This window comes from Geobacillus vulcani PSS1, from assembly GCF_000733845.1.
In the GTDB taxonomy this organism is placed as follows: Bacteria; Bacillota; Bacilli; order Bacillales; family Anoxybacillaceae; genus Geobacillus; species Geobacillus vulcani.
On sequence record NZ_JPOI01000001.1, the window covers coordinates 1,661,114 to 1,678,827 of the forward strand.

The window sequence follows — 17,714 nt, forward strand, 5'->3', positions numbered from 1 at the left end:
GGAAAAGGAGAGGGACAAGGTGATTTCGTTTCAACCGACTGAAGAAGAACAGGCGTTTTTTCAAGTCGCCCGCAGTCTTGCCGTCGAGAAAATCCGCCCGGCCGCAAGAGAGTGCGAGAAACGCCGGACTGTTTCGGCTGACTTGATTGCCCGAGTGAATGAGCTTGGCCTGTCAGCGCTCGAGCTTCCAGAATTGTGGGGAGGTCTGGAACTGCCGCTTCTGTCGCAAGCGATCATTTGGCAAGGGCTCAGCTATGGCGATTTAGGCGTCATTCAAGGGCTTCCCGGGGCTGGGGAGGCGTCTTCCCTCTTTCGTCTGTCTTCCGAGCACCGTGCATGGCATCGGTACCGGGAGATCGCAAAAGGAGGACAATGGCCGACTGTTGCCTGGGTCGACGAAGCGGAACAAAAGGAACCGTTGAAGCAACCCATTCGCGTGCGCCGGCGCGGCAGCGGGTACGTGGTGGACGGAGTGTCGTCTCCAGTCCGCCTGGCGTCGAAAGCCGACTGGGTGGTCATCGCCGCGAGGGATGAAGAAGAAACGGTTTTGCTCGCTTTGGATGAGCGAGTATGGGAGATCGAAGAAGGGGATATAAGGCTGGGGCTTCTTGCTTCCGGCATCGCTCGCCTTCGATTTGCGGAAGTGTACGCCGGTCCGGAACAACTCGTTGCCCGCGGCCCGGAGGCGGACGCATGGCTCAATCGGGTGCGCGCCCGAAATCAAGTCATCGAAGCGGCGAAGGAAGTCGGCTTGATGGAGGCGGCGCTTGATTACACCATTGAATACACCGCGGGGAGAAAGGCGTTCGGGCAAGAAATCGCCAAGTTTCAAGGCGTGTCGTTTACGATCGCGGAGATGGCGTTTGCCTGTCGCGGGGCGAAATGTCTTGTATGGCAAGCCGCTTCTGCGGTTGACCGAGGAGATGAACAGGCGGACGGCTTTGCATGGCGTGCGCTGGCGTGCGCTCATCGTTCGCTGCGCTATGTCACCGACCAAGCGGTGCAAATGCTCGGCGGACACGGATACGTGCAAGAATATCCAGTCGAAAAATGGATGCGCGACGCCGAGGCGCAAGTGATGCTGTATGGCCGGGAGCGAGACTGGCTCATCCGCCGCGGCGAACAGCTGCTCAGCGAACGGAAAGAGAGGGTGGCGCCATGATTTCGTTTACCTTATCACCGCAGCAAAAACAAATGAAAGAGCTCGTCCATTGGTTCGCCAAACATGAAGTGCGTCCGATCGCACTGGAGGCGGACCGGCTGGGACGGGTGCCGGATGAGTGGCTTGAGAAAGTGAACAAAATGGGCATCCAGCTGAATGCATCCTCGTTCAGCGGGGGACGTGCACCGTCCGTCTCGGACAAGAAAAAGGAAAAAAAAGAGCGCGAAGGCAACCGCATCGCGGTGATCGCCGCCGAAGAGCTCGCGTGGGGCTGCCCAGCCGTCGCCTTGTCCCTTCCCGGACCTGGCCTTGGGGGACCGCCGGTTCAATCGAGCGGCACGCCCGAGCAAAAACAGCGGTTTTTGTCGATTTTCACGAAAGATGAACCGCGCTGGGGAGCCTATGCGTTGACCGAACCGGAAGCCGGGTCGGATGCGTCTGGCATCCGCACGACCGCGAGGAAAGTCGACGGCGGCTATGTATTAAACGGGCAAAAAATTTTCATCACGAACGGAGCCCGCGCTTCGTGGGTCGTCGTGTTCGCCACCATTGACCCGTCGCTCGGCCGCGCCGGGCACCGGGCCTTTGTCGTCGAAAAAGGAACGCCGGGATTTACGGCCACCCGCACGGTTCAGAAGATGGGCTTGCGCGCCAATGAAACGGCGGAACTCTTGTTTGAAGACTGTTTCGTCCCTGACGACAATTTGCTTGGCGGCGAAGAGCTGTACAGCGCCAACGCCAATCGTCCGTCCGGCTTTCAAGTGGCGATGAAGACGTTTGACAGCACGCGGCCGATCGTCGCCGCCATGGCGGTTGGCATCGCCCGCGCGGCGTACGAATATACGCTTGAGGTCGTCAAACGCGAATATCCAAGGCAAGGTCGTTTGTACTATGAAGCGGCTGAGCTGCTCGCCGAGGCGGAGCAAGAGATCGAGGCGGCCCGCCTGCTCACCTGGGAAGCCGCGTGGAAAGCCGACATCGGCGAACCGAACGCCATGGAAGCGGCCATCTGCAAGGCCGTGGCGGGAAAAATGGCGCTTCATGTATGCGCCATGTGCCTTGAGCTGCTTGGCCCGGCCGGTCTTGATGGGCATTTGGTCGAGAAATTGTACCGCGATGTGAAAGTGTTTGACATTTTCGAAGGCACGCAGCAAATCCAGCGCCTCGTCACCGCCCGACGGCTGTATGCGCCATACGGCGTGCACGTCTAGAAGGGAGAGACGGCGGTCCAAGCATCTCCGCTCGCGGTGGAGAACGATGATCATTTGTGAAGTTGCCGGTTTAATCGAATGAAAAAGGGGGGAATTCCGATGCCTTATGAAACGTTGCGCATCGAGCGGCGGGCGAAAGGAGTCGCGTGGATTGTCATCGACCATCCGCCGGCCAACGCCATTAGCGAAAAGTTGATGAACGAATTGGAACAAGCGGCCGATGAGCTGGAAGCCGACAGCAAGGTGCGCGTTATCGTCATCGCGTCGGCCCATCCGAAAACGTTTCTCGCCGGCGCCGACTTAAAGGACATGATTCAGCGTGGGAGCCAGTTGGCCGGCAATGAGTCCAGCATCGCCGAACAAAGCGCCCGCATGCAGCGCTGCTTCGACCGCTTCGCCAAAATGCCGAAACCGGTGATCGCGGCCATCAACGGCTATGCGCTCGGCGGCGGCTGCGAATTGGCGCTCGCTTGCGACTTCCGCATCATGGGCGGAGGCAAAATCGGCTTAACGGAAGTCTCCCTCGGCTTGATTCCAGGAGCAGGCGGGACGCAGCGGCTGACGCGCCTTATCGGACGGGCGAAAGCGACGGAGCTTATTTTTCTCGCTCGCCGGCTCGACCCGCAAGAAGCGCTCGAATTCGGCCTCGTTCATCGCGTCGCGCTCCCAGAGCGGCTCGAAGAAGAAGCGGCGGCGTTTGCCGAGCAATTGTCAGAAGGCGCGGTGCGGGCGATGGGGCTGGCCAAGCGGGCCATCTATGTGGCCGAGGGGCTTCCAGAAGACGGATTTGGCATCGAAGCGTCGTCATTTGCGGCCACGTTTAAGACGGGAGAGCCGGCGATCGGGCTGGCCGCGTTTTTCCAAAAGAAACAACCGCAATTTTTGCGATAAATGGGGGGAATCTTGATGTCATCATGGGCGGAACTGCTGAAAGGAAAAGTAGCGGTCGTCACCGGCGCCTCACGCGGCCTCGGGCGGGCGGACGCCTTGGCGCTTGCCGAGGCGGGAGCGGATGTCGTCATCACCGATATTTTGCTTGAATCGGATGAAGAAAGCAAACAAACGGCGCAAAAATATGGGCCGCTCTCCCAAGTGATGCAAAGCACGAACGTCGTATATGCCGAAAAAACGGCTGAGGAAATCCGCGCCATGGGGCGGCGGGCAATGGCGATCAAAATGGACGTCACCGACCGCGAGCAAGTGAAGGACGTGTTTGCCCGCGTCAAAGAGGAGTTCGGATCGATCGACATTTTGGTCAACAACGCGGGGACGCTCGATCATGTTTCGCAGATTGAAAAGCAAAATGATGAGTTGTGGGAGCGCGATTTGCGAGTGAACTTGACCGGCACGTACAATTGCACGAAAGCCGTGTGGCCGTACATGAAGGAGCAAGGATGGGGACGGATCATCAACATGTCGTCCGTCGCCGGCACGCTCGGCGGCTTCGGGCAGGCGAGCTACTCGGCGACGAAAGGAGCGGTGTTGAGCTTTACGAAAAGCATGGCGCTGGAAGGAGCGCGCTACGGCATTACGGTGAACGCCATCGTGCCGGGCATTATCAATACGGAAGCGTTCCGCATGGGCAACCCGAAAATGAACGAACGGATGATCCAGCGCACGGCGTTCCGCCGCCCGGGTGAACCGGAAGACGTCGCCAACGCCATCGTGTTCCTTTGTTCCGATAAAGCGAAATACATTACGGGGATTGGATTGAATGTTTCCGGCGGCATCGAACTGTTTACGTTCTAGATGAATCAGCGCCCGATTTGGATAGCGATTGGGACAAGAAGGAGAGGCCTGCAGCGGCTCTGGCCGCGCAGGGAAAAGGGTTTGATTTTGATACGGAACAGGAGGAGCGGCATGAGGGAAGTCGTCATTGTTGACGCCGTGCGCACGGCGATCGGCAAGAAAAAAGGAGCGCTTGCCAACGTCCATCCGGTTGACATGCTTGTTCCGGTGCTGCGGGCGCTTGTCGACCGGAATGGGCTGGATGCCGGCCTGGTGGAAGACGTCATCGTCGGCTGCGTGACGATGACCGGGGAGCAAGGGGGCAACATCGCCCGCCAAGCGGTGCTCGCCGCCGGATTTCCGGTCGAAGTACCGGCGTTTTCCTTAAACCGGATGTGTGGTTCGAGCCAACAGGCGATTCACAGCGCGGCGCAGGCGATTTTGGCCGGCGACATCGACATCGCCATCGCCGCTGGGGTCGAAAGCATGACGCGCGTGCCGATGGGAAGCGACATGGGACGGTTCAGCCGCCAGCTGACAAGTCGGTACAACATCGTGCCGCAAGGGATTTCCGCCGAGATGATCGCGAAAAAATGGGGGTTGTCGCGGGAAGAGTTGGATGCGTTTTCACTCGAAAGCCACCAAAAAGCGGCCGCGGCGGCCGACGGCGGGATGTTTGCGCGGGAAATCATCCCGCTTGAAGTGCGAGGCGAAAACGGAACGATGACATTTGCCCGTGATGAAGGGATTCGGCGCGACACCTCGCTCGAAAAGTTAGCGGCGTTAACACCGTCATTCCAGCCGAAAGGCGGCGTCATTACGGCGGGTAACTCAAGCCAAGTGAGCGACGGAGCGGCCGGCGTGCTGCTCATGTCGTCGGATAAAGCCCGGCAGCTTGGCTTGCGGCCTAGGGCGCGCATCGTCGCCCGCACGGTCATCGGCGAAGATCCGATTCTGATGCTTACGGGCGTCATCCCAGCCACGCGCCGCGTGCTCGAAAAAGCGGGGCTGCGCCTTGACCAAATCGATGTCATCGAAATCAATGAAGCGTTCGCTTCGGTCGTCAAAGCGTGGGAGCGGGAGCTTGAGCCGGATATGGCGAAAGTCAATCCGCGCGGCGGGGCGATCGCCCTCGGCCACCCGCTCGGCGCGAGCGGCGCCCGGCTGATGACGACGCTGCTTCATGAACTCGAGGACATGGACGGGACATACGGACTACAGGTGATGTGCATCGGCTTTGGCATGGCGACCGCCACGATCATCGAGCGGCTGTAAGCAGAAAGGGGGGAGCGGGTTGCACGCATCACTTGAAACGGCCAAAACAACACCGACGCCCGACTTGGCGGCTATCGGCGCCGCCATTGAAGAGGAACTGGCCGCCATCACCATCGGAAGGCGGAGGAGAAAGATTATTGCGACGATCGCCAAAAACGGGCTCGGCATGGTGCTGGGCGATGTCATCGCCCGCAAGCTGCGAGGGAACGAGGGAGACAAACCATATTTGCACCATATCGGCCGGAGGCTGCGCCTGGCGTTTGAGGAGCTCGGCCCAACGTTCATCAAGCTCGGGCAGGTGCTCGTCACAAGACAGGACATCTTGCCGGAGCCGATCACGATCGAGCTGGAGAAATTGCTCGACCGGGTGCCGCCGATCGAGTTCGCCAAAATTCAATACATTCTCGAACGTGAGCTGCCCGACGGTCTCGAGACGTTTGAATGGATCGAAGAAACGCCGCTCGGTTCGGCGTCGCTTGCCCAAGTATACAAAGCCAAGCTGAAAGAAGGGCCGGTCGTCGCCGTGAAAGTGGTGCGCCCGACGGTCGAAAAGCTGTTTCAAACCGACATCTCCATCATCAAAAAAATGGCCGCCCGCCTGCAAAAGCGACTGCCGCCCGAATTGCAGGCCGCCCTTGACCTCGGGGGGCTCGTGCAAGATTACTACAGCAGCGCCATGGATGAGCTGGATATGACGGAAGAAGCGCGAAAAATGCAAGAGATGAAGCAAAAATACGAAAGGAGGGCCGAACATGTCACGGTTCCGCACGTGTACGAAGCGACGAAAAGCGTCTTAATTATGGAATACATTGACGGCTGGCTCATTAAAGATTTCCCCGTTGATTTTCTCACCTTTGAAGAGCGGGTCAACATCATGATCGACCTCGTTCACCATTATGTACAGACGATGCTCGATGGCCATTACCATGCCGATGCTCACGGTTCCAACATCATGATCGACAAGCGAACGAAAAAGGCGGTCATCATCGACTGGGGAATGACCGGGCGGATGGACAGCGTGATGGCGCAAATTTTAATGCGCGTCATTTTGCACATCCAGCTCAACCAAGCGGAAGACGCCGCCGAAGTGTTTATGGAGCTCATGTCGCCGACCATCTACACCGATGTCGTCAAATTGAAAGATGAACTGCGGACGCTGACGCTGAACTACGTCAACGCCCACCAGGGAAGCAGCCGCTACAATTACGGTCGCCTCGTCCTTGAAGCGACGGTGATCGGGCTCCGCAACTACTGCAAAGTCCCGAACGGCCTGGCGCTTTGGGCGAAAGGATTTTCCGCCACCGAAGGAACGGCGCGCTGGATTTGTCCGGAAATTTCGTACGGCGAAGTCGTCGAGGCGTATGAAATCCCGATTTTAAAAAGCATTCTTGGAAAGCGCTTTAATTTCCGCGCCAACGCCAGCCTTGTCGCCGAAACGGCGGAAATGATCGCCACCTTCCCGCGCCGGTTCAACAAAGTGCTCGAGACGATGGCCGAAAACAAATGGCGCATGACCGTGCAAGTCCAAACCGACCCAGTGACGCGCAACACACTCAACCAAATCGCCAATCGTTTGGCGCTTTCCCTCATCGCGTTTGCCATCATTATGGCCACCGGGTTCATCATCGCCAGCATCCCGGGCGGAACGTTTCTCGGCATGGAGAAAATGACGATCGCCAACATCGGGTTGGCCGCTTCTGCCATCTTGGTCGTTTTTCTTGGCTGGCGGCTGTTCCGCACCCGCAAGCAGCGGCCATGGTTTTAACGAGAGCGTCGAAAATGGGAGGGACACTCCACACGAGATCCGATAGGGAATGAGGAGACGATCAGAGCGGGATTCGCCCTCGGCGAACGTTCGCCAAAGGGAAAAAGCGCGTCAAGGACGACGGGGACAAACGAGAAGCGGGGAGGGGGGAGAAAGCATGCGTGACGACGAACAAGAACAACTGACGATGTCCAAACGAATCGAAGCGTTTTACCGGCAAAGCGGCGGACCGGGAAACCCGACGATCCGGCGGCTGCTCGATAGACATTTGCTGTATGGGAAAGACCACGGGCTGCCGGGGAAAAAGGAAGAGTTTGAGGATGTCATCCGCGATGTGTTTTTGCAAGACCATTCGACCCGACCGCTCGTCATCGGCCTTTTCAAGCTGAAAGCAACGCTCAAGCAGGAATGGGACGCCTATTTGGATGCAGTGCGAGGCCGCGGCGCCGTCCGTGAAGAGGAAGCGGATATGGCCAGCAAGCGGGCGTAATGAGGGGATGGAAAAGGAGGAAACGACATGGCGAAAGCCGCGGTATTGCAACGCTATGGGGAGCCGCTGACAATCGAAGAAGTGGAGGTGGCGGGCCCCAAGCGCGGGGAAGTCAAGGTGAAACTGAAAGCGGCCGGCCTTTGCCATAGCGATTGGCACGTCGTCGAAGGCAAGCTCCCTCTGCCGCTGCCGATCGTGCTTGGCCACGAAGGAGCGGGCGTTGTCGAGGAAGTCGGAGAAGGCGTGACAAATGTCAAGCAAGGCGACCATGTGGTGCTCAATTGGGTGCCGTCATGCGGCCGCTGCCGCGACTGCCGCACCGGGCGGCCCGATCTATGCGAGGAGGCGGCGCGGCTGACGGCGACCGGCACGCTGCCGGATGGGACGACGCGTTTTTCGTGGCAAGGGAAGCCCGTGTATCAGTTTTTAACCGCTGGTGCGTTCAGCGAATACACCATCGTGCCGGAGCAGGCGGTCATCCCGATCCGCCGGGATGTGCCGTTTGAGCTGGCGGCCTTGATCGGCTGCAGCGTCATGACCGGGGTGGGGGCGGTCATTCATACGGCCCGCGTTCGCCCGGGCAGCACAGTTGCGGTCCTTGGCGCCGGCGGCGTCGGATTCAATATCATTCAAGGAGCCGCGTTAGCGGGGGCGAAACAAATTATTGCCATTGATGTCGTCGAGGAAAAATTGGCGATGACGAAAACGTTCGGGGCGACGCACACCGTAAACGCCCGCGAGGAAGATGCCGTCAGCGCCGTGCTCGACTTGACTGACGGCCTTGGCGTCGACTATGCCTTTGAAGCGATCGGCCGTCCAGAGACGATGGCCGACGCATACAACATGACGCGAAAAGCGGGAACGACGGTCATCGTCGGCATCGCCGCGCCGCATGAAACGGTGGAGATCAACGCCTTTTCGCTGCCGTCCCAATCGAAAACGTTGACCGGTTCTTGGCTTGGCCAAGGCAATCCGCCGGTTGACTACCCGAAGCTGCTTGATTTGTACGCGGCGGGCAAGTTGAAGCTCGAACCACTCATTAGCGCCGTCTATTCGCTCGAGCAAATCAACGACGGATTCGCTGCCTTAAAGAGCGGGCAAAACATTCGCGGCCTTATTCGCTTTGAAGAATGAGACGACAATCCGCCCCCGCGTGCGTTGGGGTGAACAAACAAGAGAAGCCGTTCGGCGGTCGGAAAGAGAGCGTTTTCTCTGTCCTTGGATGAAAAGTGGGCAAACAAAGGGATCGAAAAAACGTAGAACGATCGAGACGAGAGGGGGATTGATATGCCGGTGTTTCAAAGCGAGCAAGAGTTGTATGATGTGCTCGGCCGCTTTTTTGAAAAGGTGGCGGAGACGGACGAGTCGAAGGAATTGATCGCCTCGACAGAGCTAAGCCCCGGCTATGACGCGTATGTCCAATATATTTTTCATAAGCCGGAAGCGAAAATTACGTGGACACACGAAAACGGGAGGCTGAAAATCGTCTGCGGCGAGACAGACTTGCGGCCGGAGCTCATTTTTGAGCAGACGGCGGATGTCGGGCATAAGTTTTGGCTTGGGAAGCTCGACTTGCAGCAGGCGCTCGCCCGCCAGCAAATCAAAGTGCAAGGGCCGCTTGTGAACGCCTTGAAAGTATTGCCGTAGCTTGACGCCATTTACCCGGCGTACCACGACTATTTGCAGGAAATCGGACGGAGCGACTTGCTGCCATAGCGGCGATCTTGGGAATGCCGGGCGGGATGTCGCCAGGGGCGCTGTAAGCACTTGGAAACGCGCTGTCTCCATCGGCTTTGCGCCCGATATAGCGGTTGGGAAAGGAGAAACGACAATGATTTCTGTGAAAACAACAGAAGCAGGTTTATGGATTGGAGGAGAATGGCGGCCGGCGGCGGATGGCGCGCTGTTTGACGTCGTCGACCCGGCGACAGGCCAAGTGACGGCCCGTGTGGCCAACGCCGGGGAAAAAGATGTCGACGCGGCGGTCGCCATCGCCGAAGAGGCGTTTTCGGACCGGCGTTGGCTGTCGATTCCGCCGCTCGAGCGCGGGCGCATCTTGCGCCGAATCGCCGAACTGATCCGCCAGCATCATTACGAGCTCGCGCAGCTCATGACACGGGAAAACGGCATGCCGATCAATCTCGCGTTGTTTATTGAAATTCCGCTTGCCGCCGACTGCTTCGACTTTTTCGCTTCGCTCGTCGTCAAGCCGCAAGGGGAGGTGCTGCCGTTTTCCGTTGCCGGCTCGGCGCCGGATTATATGGCGTGGACGATGAAAGAGCCGATCGGGGTGGCTGGGCTCATCACCCCATGGAATTTTCCGCTGCTCATGCCGACGTGGAAAATCGCCCCGGCGCTGGCGGCGGGCTGTACGATGGTGGTAAAACCGGCGCCGGAAACGCCACTGACGGCGTTGAAGCTTGCTGAGATTTGCCATGAGGCCGGCGTGCCGGAGGGCGTCATCAACGTCCTGCCTGGACTCGATGAGGCCGGAAAAGCGCTCGTCAGCCACCCTGGCGTGCCGAAAATCGCGTTTACCGGCGAAACGGAAACCGGGCGCCGCATCTTGCAAGCGGCCGCTCCCCACATTAAGCGGGTGACGCTCGAGCTTGGTGGGAAGTCGCCGAATATCATCTTTGCGGACGCGGATCTTGAACAGGCGGCGAAAAGCGCGCTGTTTGGCGTGTTCTACAATTCAGGGCAAGTCTGCCAAGCGGGAAGCCGCATTTTAGTGGAACGGCCGGTTTACGAAACGTTTGTCGAGCTGTTGGCCCGCAAAGCGAAAAAGCTGAAAGTCGGGCCCGGCACGGATGCGCGCAACGACCTTGGCCCCGTCATCAGCCGGGAGCAATACGAGAAAGTATTGCACTACATTGACATCGGCAAGCAGGAAGGGGCGAAGCTCGTTGCGGGAGGGAGCGCTTTAGACGGACTTGGCGGCGGCTATTTTATCGAGCCGACGGTCTTTGCCGATGTCAAGCCGTCGATGCGCATCGCCCGTGAAGAAATTTTCGGTCCAGTGGCGGCGGTTATTCCGTTCGAGGATGAAGAAGAAGCCGCTTCCATTGCCAATGATACGATGTATGGCTTGGCGGCCGCGGTGTGGACGAACGACATCAAACGGGCGCTCCGCCTCGCTCGGCGGGTGAAAAGCGGAACCGTCTGGATCAACACGTACCAAGTGCTGTCGCCGACCGCACCGTTTGGCGGCTACAAGCAAAGCGGCCTCGGCCGCGAGCTCGGGGGGCAGGCGCTTGAGCCGTATTGGGAGACGAAAACGATCATTTGCGATCTCAACGAACGGCCGATGACCTTGTTTTAAGGCGGAAACACGACGGCTCACCCATGACGCATTTCAAGGAGGGAGAACGCGATGGTCCATCATGACGGATTTCAAACGGTGAAAGGAACGATCGATTGGGAGCATCCGATGTACAAATTGTATGAAAAAGCGAAGCGGAATGGGAAATGGAATCCGGCCGACATCGATTTCAGCCAAGACAAAGAAGATTTCGCCCGTTTGACAAGCGAAGAAAAGATCGCGGCGCTGCCGCTCGTCGCCGGTTTTTCCGCCGGAGAAGAGGCGGTGACGCTCGATATTTTGCCGATGGCCAACGCCCTCGCGCGCCAAGGGCGGCTTGAGGATGTCCTGTTTTTAACGACGTTTATGCACGATGAAGCGAAACATGTCGAGATGTTTTCCCGCTGGCAGCAAGCCGTCGGCATTGGACAAATGGACTTGTCCGTCTTCCATAACGACCATTACAAACGCATCTTTTACGAAGCGCTGCCGGAAGCGATGAACCGGCTGTATACCGACGATTCGCCGGAAGCGGTCATCCGCGCCGCCACTGTCTACAACATGATTGTCGAAGGGACGCTCGCCGAATCGGGGTATTATACGTTCCGGCAAATTTACAAAAAAGCCGGGCTGTTCCCAGGGCTGCTCCAAGGCATCGACTATTTGAACATGGACGAGGGCCGCCATATTCAGTTCGGCCTGTACACGATCCAGCGGCTCGTCAACGAAGACGAGCGGTATTACGATTTGTTCATCCAATATATGGACGAATTATGGCCTCATGTTGTCGGCTATGTCGCTTATTTGACCGAGCTCGGACAGCGCCAGCAGCAGCTCGCCCGCACATATGCGTTGGAAATCGACTATGAGATGCTGAACAACTATGTCATCAAGCAGTTCAACATTCGCAAAAAACAAATCAGCCGAGCGAAGCGGTATGACAGCGTCGAGGAGCTGGAAAAAACGTTGAGCGAGGCGGAACGTTGAAAACCGGAGCAAGGCTGCCGACAGGGGGATGAAGATGGCGGAACGCTTGAGAAAACTTGTTGCCCTTTCCGTTGTGACCGTTTTGGCTGCCGTTGCCGGCTGGCTGTTGGGCGGCGCCGGCCGGGCGGCAGCGGAAGGACAGGAACCAGAAGGATTTGTCATTCATGCCGATAAAGTGGTAGGGACGATTGATTTGGGTGGAATCATTCTTAAGGTCCCGGTCATTTTCAAGGGAGATATGCCGATCGCCTTTATGCAAGCGAAAATATATGGGATGACATTGACGAAACAACAAACGATGGCCGGGCGCACCGTGTCGTTTACGTTCCACACCGATCAAGTTGCGCGGACGAAATGGATGAAAGTGAGAGTGAAAAAAATGGAGATCGGTGGGCTGTGCACAGACGGCATGCCGCTTGTTGAGCAATGTTTGAAAGATGTAACGGTCGTGGCGACGGAACTGACAGCGGATGAGCTTGCCATTCCGCAGCTATCGGCGCAGGCATCGTTTGGAACGGCTTCCGTGGATGGTGGCAGTTCGATGGAATCGGATGGGGGTCAACTGCCAGAGACGTCAACGAAAACCGATCAGCCGACTGGGCCGTCATCAGAACAAAAGCCAACCGCGCCATCGGAACCGAGCGCGTCACCGAACGAACCGGCTTCTACAACGCCGAGCAGGAAACCGGCGGACAGAAGCAGCAACGGATCAGGGGATGGAAGCGATCCATCATCCGCTCCACCGACGCCTGGAAACGAAGAAGCGCCCCCAAGCCCGACTGCTCCTGCCGCGCCGCCGTCAACCATCCCTCCTCCAGCGCCTGACTCGGTGGGCGGGTTGATCGAGGAAGTGAAAGACGAACAGAAAAAAACGAGCGAGCTGATCGATCAAATCAGCGACGCGGTGAAATCCTCGGCAAGCGAGAAGACGCTCGATGGCATCGAGCAGCTGATCCGCAGCCAGACGGATCGGCTGACTGAACAGCTGGAACAAATCGATGCTATCTGGCAACAGACAAATGAACAGTGGAAGAACATGCAGCAGGAGTTAAGAGAGCATAAGCCGCCGGATGAGGCAGGGAGCGGACAACAGCCGCCGACGCAGGAATTGCCTGCGCCGCTTTCCGATGCGGGAGAAGGAAAGGGGATGATCGAACAGGTGTCGGAACGCATTCAACAGTATGAAGCGCAGCTTGAACAGCTTGAGAAAGTGAAACAACAGCTCGAACAACAGAAGAATGAGCTGAAACGCTGGATGCGGGTGCTGCCCTAAAAGCTTGGCGAAGGGCAAAGGCCTTCTCAAAGCAACAGACGGGCGCGCAAAAAGAGAATCCTGTGCGTAGCGGCGTGTCCGCTTCCCTTCCCATCTTTTCTGGAAGACTGGTGAAACACGATTATTTCTGCCGGATCGATGGAGTTCTTCAGGAAGGAAGAGCTGATGTTACAAAGCTTCTCAACTTGAGAAAGACCTGCTTTGAGCTGCTTTTTCATGAAATGAAATCACCGTCTTTCTGGAGCAAGAAAAGGCAGTGCGCCGGATTCGCGCTGCGCTAGCCGCCGAAAAGAGGCGTTTCCCTTTCGATGGCGGCGCATGACGAAAAACAAGCGGCGCGCTGCCTTTTTCTCGCGCTAAGGAGGAAAGCGCTTCAAATAATGCCGTCGCGGATCGCTTTCACAATGGCTTCCGTCCGGTTTTTGGCGTTCATTTTTTGCAAAATGGCCGACACATAGTCGCGCACCGTATACTCGCTCAAATGGAGCCGTTTCGCGGCCTCATAGGTCGACGCCCCTTCGGCGACGAGCTTCAGCACCTCGATTTCCCGCGGCGACAGGTGAGGCGTCGATGGAACGAGCTCCGGACGGCCGCCGCTGAATTTCGCCAGCACTTCGCCGGCGCTTTGGCCGAATTTCATGACCGCGGTGAAAATGTCGCTCGATAACGTGAACGGGCGTCCGGGGCCTTGATCCAAAATGGCCGCACCGATGAGCCGGTTTTCTGACGGGGCGTAAATCGGGGCGATGACGATCGATTCGAGCTGGAACTGCTCGATGTATTTGGTGGGCAGCCCTTCCGACGCATCGGGCAAGTAGATGGGCGGCACATTCGCCATATGATTGCCGAGCAGCTGCAGCTGCTGCACGTACTGTTTAATAAGCGGCAAAGCGTTGATGTTCTCGCGAATGTTTTTGATTTGTTTGTTATCAAGCTTGTATCCGTAAAGACCGAATCCGCTTTCATTCTCACTCGAGTAGGCGAACAGCGCGCAGCGTTCAAACGGCAAATAGGCGACAAAACCGGACGAAATGTATTCCACCGCCTGCTGCAATGATTTCGCGCGCATGATCCATCGATCGAATAAAATGACGGCATCTTTCCAAAGTTGGTCTTGTTTCGTTTGCTCAAGCGCCATTCCCCCGGCGTGAAACAGTTCGAACGAATGAAGGAGAAACGGAAGGACTTGATGATCCGTTTCATCTGTGCAAAACAAGAAAACGCTTTCTTCCCATGGAAGCGGAATGACGCGTTTCTTTCCTCTCGCCTTTGGCATATAGGCAAGCAACTGTTCACCTAAGGAAAAAATGGTGTCAGCTTCCAATACGTGAATAGCTGTCGGCAGCCACTCTGTTTCTCCGTATAGTTTTTTAACGTAAAAGCGGCCGTCCATCTTGTCCAGTTCGGCGATCCAATGGATGGGCATTTGTCTTGAGGCGGCAAGCTGTTCCAAAAACCGCCCGATGTCCGGCTGGTTGTCGACCGTTGGGGAAAAAACGGCCTCATACAGTTTGGAAAACAAATATTGAACGGCTTGATGATCATGAAATGTGCTGCCGGGGATGGCTTGAACGACTTCATGAACCGCATTTTCGAGCATCGTAAAGACAAACGTCATTTTGTTAGACGGCGAAAAACATGAATGGCTGCGCCATGCTTCACCGACGGTTTTCAGCCATTCGCGCGCCTCGCCATTCGCTTCCGCTGTGTGTTCGCAAAGCAGTTCAATGGCCGCTTCAAGCGAAGGGGCCGCGATATGCTGCTTTTTCCTTAGTTCGCATAATTTTGCATTCCAACGGGAAACGATCGATTCGCGGTGCCGTCCGATGATCGCCATCCCATCTTGCAAAATGGCCTGCAGCTTTTCACTTAGCGTACGATGCACCGCTTTTCCCTCCTTTTGCCGACTTGTCCGTTATCCATAAGTGAACCATTTGGTTTTTTATGTGTTAATATTATAACAATTCTGTCTATTATATCACAAATAGTTTTGTCCAAAAGTGTACAAAAAAGATGGCCGTCTGAAAACGGCCGAGCGCGCCTTCGGAACAGCTCATTGATGGTCTTCATAGGTCATAGATCGAAGACCTCGATTTCAAGATGGGGTCTTTTCCTTTCGTTTCGCCGGCGAGAAGCAAAGGGCCGCTTTTTGCTATACTATAGCCAACGGCACAATTGAAAAACAAGGAGAGAGAACGAATGAGCACCATCGAACATAAACAAGAAGCCCCCAAAACCGTCCGCTGCAAAGTCATCACCGTCAGCGACACGAGAACCGAGGAAACCGACCACAGCGGCCGGCTGATGATTGAGCTGCTGACTGAGGCCGGTCATGACGTTGTTGGCTATGAAATTGTAAAAGACGAGGAAGCGGCCATTCGCGAGGCGGTGCTCGACGGCTGCCGCCGCCTTGATGTCGACGCGGTGCTCACCAACGGCGGCACCGGCATCGCCAAACGCGATGTGACGATCGAAACGGTGAGCGCGCTGCTGGAGAAAGAACTCGTCGGCTTTGGCGAGCTGTTCCGCTTCCTCAGCTACACCGAAGACATCGGCGCCGCCGCCATGCTGTCGCGCGCTGTCGCCGGCGTGGCGATGGACACCGCCATCTTTTGCACCCCCGGCTCCACCGGAGCGGTGCGCCTGGCGATGACGAAGCTCATTTTGCCGGAATTGGGGCATGTCATAAGAGAGATTCGGAAAGACCGGTGAAGAAACACGTGTCCGTTCGGGTGAGAACGGACACGAAGTTTGATCAGGCGTTTTTCTGTTTTTCCCTTTCTTGATTGCGAAGGATGAAGCGTTGGATTTTGCCGCTCGGCGTTTTCGGGAGTTCGGCGACAAATTCGACTTCGCGCGGGTATTCATGTTTGGATAAGCGCGTTTTGACGAACAAAGACAGCTCTTCGGCCAGCTCGTCCGACGGCGCAAAGCCTTCTTTCAGCACGACAAACGCTTTGACGATCTCTCCTTTGATGGGATCCGGCTTCCCGACGGCGGCCGCTTCGACGACGGCCGGATGCTCAAGGAGGCAGCTTTCGATTTCAAATGGTCCGATGCGGTAGCCGGCGCTTGAAATGATGTCATCCGCCCGCCCTTGAAACCAGAAATACCCGTCTTCGTCTTTGGTTGCTAAATCGCCGGTCAAAAACCAATGGCCGACAAGCCGTTCGGCTGTTTTTTCAGGATCTTTCCAATACCCCTTAAAGACGTTTGGAATCGAGTCGGTGTTAAAGGCAATTTGTCCGACTTGGCCGTCGGCGACCGGATTCCCATTCTCATCGAGCAAGGCGATGTCAAAGCCCGGAAGCGGCCATCCCATCGAGCCTGGACGGATGTCCATCGCGGCGGCGTTGAGGTTTCCAATCAGCATCAACGTTTCCGACAAGCCATAATGGTCGTGGATCGTGACCCCCACGTGCTCTTGGAAAAAGCGAATGACTTCCGGATTGAGCGGTTCGCCGGCTGAGCTCATGGCGCGCACGTTCAGCTGATAGCGGCGAATGACGTCCGCGCCGGCCGCCGCCATCGCCCGGTACGCGGTCGGGGCGTACGCGAAATTGGTCACCCGGTATTTTTCCATCAAGGAATAGCACGTTTCCGGTTGAAACGGCCCTTCATAAAAGACGATCGGCACGCCGAACGCCATCGGCGCAAAGGTGCAAAAGATCAACCCGTACGCCCAGCCCGGATCCGCCCCGCCGAAAAAGACATCATCATCGCGCAGGCCGATCGCATAGCGCATATACGGATAAATGTTGATGAGCACGTTGTGCGGCCACATGGCGCCTTTGGGCATTCCGGTGGAGCCGGACGTATACTGAATCGCAAGCAGATCGTCGACCGTCGTTTCTTCGATCGAGTGCTCAGTCGACTCTTTTGAAAGCGTTTCCCAAAACGGCTGGTCTTGATCATGAGACGGCTCATCAATGACAAAAATGTGTTCGAGCGTCGGCATTTTTTCCTTTTCCGGCAGTTTGGCGCGCTGTTCCTTGTTCGTCAAGAGGACTTTCGCCTCGGAATGGTTGATGCGATATTCGATTGCCTGCGGGCCAAACGCGGTAAAGAGCGGCACATACACGGCGCCGACTTTCCAAGCCGCCAAAATGTAGACGACAAGAGCCGGGTTTTTCGGCATGAGCGCGCAGACGCGATCCCCTTTTTTCACCCCGAGTTTGCGGAACACGTTCGCCATTTGGTTGGACCAATCGCGCAATTGCCGATAGGTGATCGTTTTTTGCTCTCCTAAAGCGTTTTCATAAAAGAGCGCAATGCGGTTCGGATCCTCGGCATACCGGTCGCATACTTCGTGAGCGGCGTTGAACCGGCTGCGGGGATCCCAGTCGTAATGAGCAAATGCATGATCCCAAGAAAACGATTGAATGATTGAAACAGGTGATGGATGGTTGGTCATGTCTGATCCCTCCGTTGTGTGAAAAGGAGTCAAATTAATAATAATTCAAATAGAACTAAAATTCAACATATTGTTAAAGAACAGTGTCATGGCAAGTGAATCTGTTTG

General features: G+C 56.6%; 16 protein-coding genes. 13 read left to right on the forward strand and 3 right to left on the reverse strand.

Features of this window, described 5'->3' with window-relative positions; genetic code table 11:
* Positions 1-19 precede the first annotated feature (19 nt).
* From N685_RS0109015 to N685_RS18625, 12 genes are all read left to right on the forward strand, one after another.
* A complete protein-coding gene (locus N685_RS0109015; RefSeq protein ID WP_031407648.1) occupies positions 20-1,162 on the forward strand; it encodes an acyl-CoA dehydrogenase family protein in 1,143 nt (380 codons plus the stop codon).
* Complete coding sequence (locus N685_RS0109020; RefSeq protein WP_031407650.1) at positions 1,159-2,373, forward strand: acyl-CoA dehydrogenase family protein; 1,215 nt, start codon at positions 1,159-1,161, stop codon at positions 2,371-2,373. The genes N685_RS0109015 and N685_RS0109020 overlap by 4 nt, the downstream gene beginning before the upstream one ends.
* 99 nt (positions 2,374-2,472) lie before the next feature.
* Entirely contained in the window at positions 2,473-3,264 is a 792-nt protein-coding gene (locus tag N685_RS0109025) for an enoyl-CoA hydratase/isomerase family protein (RefSeq protein WP_031407652.1), read from the forward strand.
* 15 nt (positions 3,265-3,279) lie between these two features.
* Positions 3,280-4,122 carry an SDR family NAD(P)-dependent oxidoreductase gene (locus tag N685_RS0109030; protein WP_031407654.1) on the forward strand — a complete coding sequence of 281 codons (843 nt, stop codon included), beginning with the start codon at positions 3,280-3,282 and terminating at the stop codon, positions 4,120-4,122.
* A gap of 111 nt (positions 4,123-4,233) precedes the next feature.
* Positions 4,234-5,376 (forward strand): thiolase family protein, encoded by a 1,143-nt coding sequence (locus tag N685_RS0109035; RefSeq protein ID WP_031407655.1) that lies wholly within the window; start codon positions 4,234-4,236, stop codon positions 5,374-5,376.
* A gap of 19 nt (positions 5,377-5,395) precedes the next feature.
* Positions 5,396-7,141, forward strand: a complete 1,746-nt coding sequence (locus tag N685_RS0109040) for an ABC1 kinase family protein (protein ID WP_031407656.1) — start codon at positions 5,396-5,398, stop codon at positions 7,139-7,141.
* A gap of 157 nt (positions 7,142-7,298) precedes the next feature.
* Entirely contained in the window at positions 7,299-7,631 is a 333-nt protein-coding gene (locus tag N685_RS0109045; RefSeq protein WP_031407657.1) for a hypothetical protein, read from the forward strand.
* 27 nt (positions 7,632-7,658) lie between these two features.
* Positions 7,659-8,765: a Zn-dependent alcohol dehydrogenase gene (locus tag N685_RS0109050; protein WP_031407659.1), complete on the forward strand. Its 1,107-nt coding sequence runs from the start codon at positions 7,659-7,661 to the stop codon at positions 8,763-8,765.
* 153 nt (positions 8,766-8,918) lie between these two features.
* On the forward strand, positions 8,919-9,278 hold the full coding sequence (locus N685_RS18385; RefSeq protein WP_237746888.1) for a hypothetical protein: 360 nt from the start codon (positions 8,919-8,921) through the stop codon (positions 9,276-9,278).
* A 184-nt stretch (positions 9,279-9,462) separates the two neighbouring features.
* Positions 9,463-10,953: an aldehyde dehydrogenase family protein gene (locus N685_RS0109065; RefSeq protein ID WP_031407661.1), complete on the forward strand. Its 1,491-nt coding sequence runs from the start codon at positions 9,463-9,465 to the stop codon at positions 10,951-10,953.
* Between the two features lie 51 nt (positions 10,954-11,004).
* Entirely contained in the window at positions 11,005-11,919 is a 915-nt protein-coding gene (locus N685_RS0109070; protein WP_031407663.1) for a R2-like ligand-binding oxidase, read from the forward strand.
* 34 nt (positions 11,920-11,953) lie between these two features.
* Positions 11,954-13,192, forward strand: a complete 1,239-nt coding sequence (locus tag N685_RS18625; RefSeq protein ID WP_051870812.1) for a hypothetical protein — start codon at positions 11,954-11,956, stop codon at positions 13,190-13,192.
* A gap of 26 nt (positions 13,193-13,218) precedes the next feature.
* On the opposite strand, the gene N685_RS0109080 is transcribed toward N685_RS18625, so the two are convergent.
* Positions 13,219-13,410 carry a hypothetical protein gene (locus tag N685_RS0109080; protein WP_031407667.1) on the reverse strand — a complete coding sequence of 64 codons (192 nt, stop codon included), beginning with the start codon at positions 13,408-13,410 and terminating at the stop codon, positions 13,219-13,221.
* A gap of 155 nt (positions 13,411-13,565) precedes the next feature.
* Positions 13,566-15,077: a response regulator transcription factor gene (locus tag N685_RS0109085; protein WP_031407669.1), complete on the reverse strand. Its 1,512-nt coding sequence runs from the start codon at positions 15,075-15,077 to the stop codon at positions 13,566-13,568.
* A gap of 314 nt (positions 15,078-15,391) precedes the next feature.
* Here N685_RS0109085 and N685_RS0109090 point away from each other — a divergent pair, with 314 nt between their 5' ends.
* The gene (locus tag N685_RS0109090) at positions 15,392-15,904 is read left to right on the forward strand and encodes a MogA/MoaB family molybdenum cofactor biosynthesis protein (protein ID WP_031407671.1); all 513 of its coding nucleotides are present in this window, start codon (positions 15,392-15,394) and stop codon (positions 15,902-15,904) included.
* Between the two features lie 43 nt (positions 15,905-15,947).
* Here N685_RS0109090 and N685_RS0109095 read toward each other — a convergent pair whose 3' ends face one another.
* Entirely contained in the window at positions 15,948-17,606 is a 1,659-nt protein-coding gene (locus tag N685_RS0109095) for an acyl-CoA synthetase (protein ID WP_031407673.1), read from the reverse strand.
* Positions 17,607-17,714 lie beyond the last annotated feature (108 nt).

Bases quoted from the DNA above. Each gene is read 5' to 3' on its own strand.
- N685_RS18625 (WP_051870812.1), top strand. From the start codon at position 11,954: ATGGCGGAACGCTTGAGAAAACTTGTTGCCCTTTCCGTTGTGACCGTT.
- N685_RS0109020 (WP_031407650.1), top strand. From the start codon at position 1,159: ATGATTTCGTTTACCTTATCACCGCAGCAAAAACAAATGAAAGAGCTC.
- N685_RS0109070 (WP_031407663.1), top strand. From the start codon at position 11,005: ATGGTCCATCATGACGGATTTCAAACGGTGAAAGGAACGATCGATTGG.
- N685_RS0109095 (WP_031407673.1), bottom strand. From the start codon at position 17,606: ATGACCAACCATCCATCACCTGTTTCAATCATTCAATCGTTTTCTTGG.
- N685_RS18385 (WP_237746888.1), top strand. From the start codon at position 8,919: ATGCCGGTGTTTCAAAGCGAGCAAGAGTTGTATGATGTGCTCGGCCGC.
- N685_RS0109090 (WP_031407671.1), top strand. From the start codon at position 15,392: ATGAGCACCATCGAACATAAACAAGAAGCCCCCAAAACCGTCCGCTGC.
- N685_RS0109045 (WP_031407657.1), top strand. From the start codon at position 7,299: ATGCGTGACGACGAACAAGAACAACTGACGATGTCCAAACGAATCGAA.
- N685_RS0109035 (WP_031407655.1), top strand. From the start codon at position 4,234: ATGAGGGAAGTCGTCATTGTTGACGCCGTGCGCACGGCGATCGGCAAG.
- N685_RS0109050 (WP_031407659.1), top strand. From the start codon at position 7,659: ATGGCGAAAGCCGCGGTATTGCAACGCTATGGGGAGCCGCTGACAATC.
- N685_RS0109065 (WP_031407661.1), top strand. From the start codon at position 9,463: ATGATTTCTGTGAAAACAACAGAAGCAGGTTTATGGATTGGAGGAGAA.
- N685_RS0109025 (WP_031407652.1), top strand. From the start codon at position 2,473: ATGCCTTATGAAACGTTGCGCATCGAGCGGCGGGCGAAAGGAGTCGCG.
- N685_RS0109030 (WP_031407654.1), top strand. From the start codon at position 3,280: ATGTCATCATGGGCGGAACTGCTGAAAGGAAAAGTAGCGGTCGTCACC.
- N685_RS0109080 (WP_031407667.1), bottom strand. From the start codon at position 13,410: ATGAAAAAGCAGCTCAAAGCAGGTCTTTCTCAAGTTGAGAAGCTTTGT.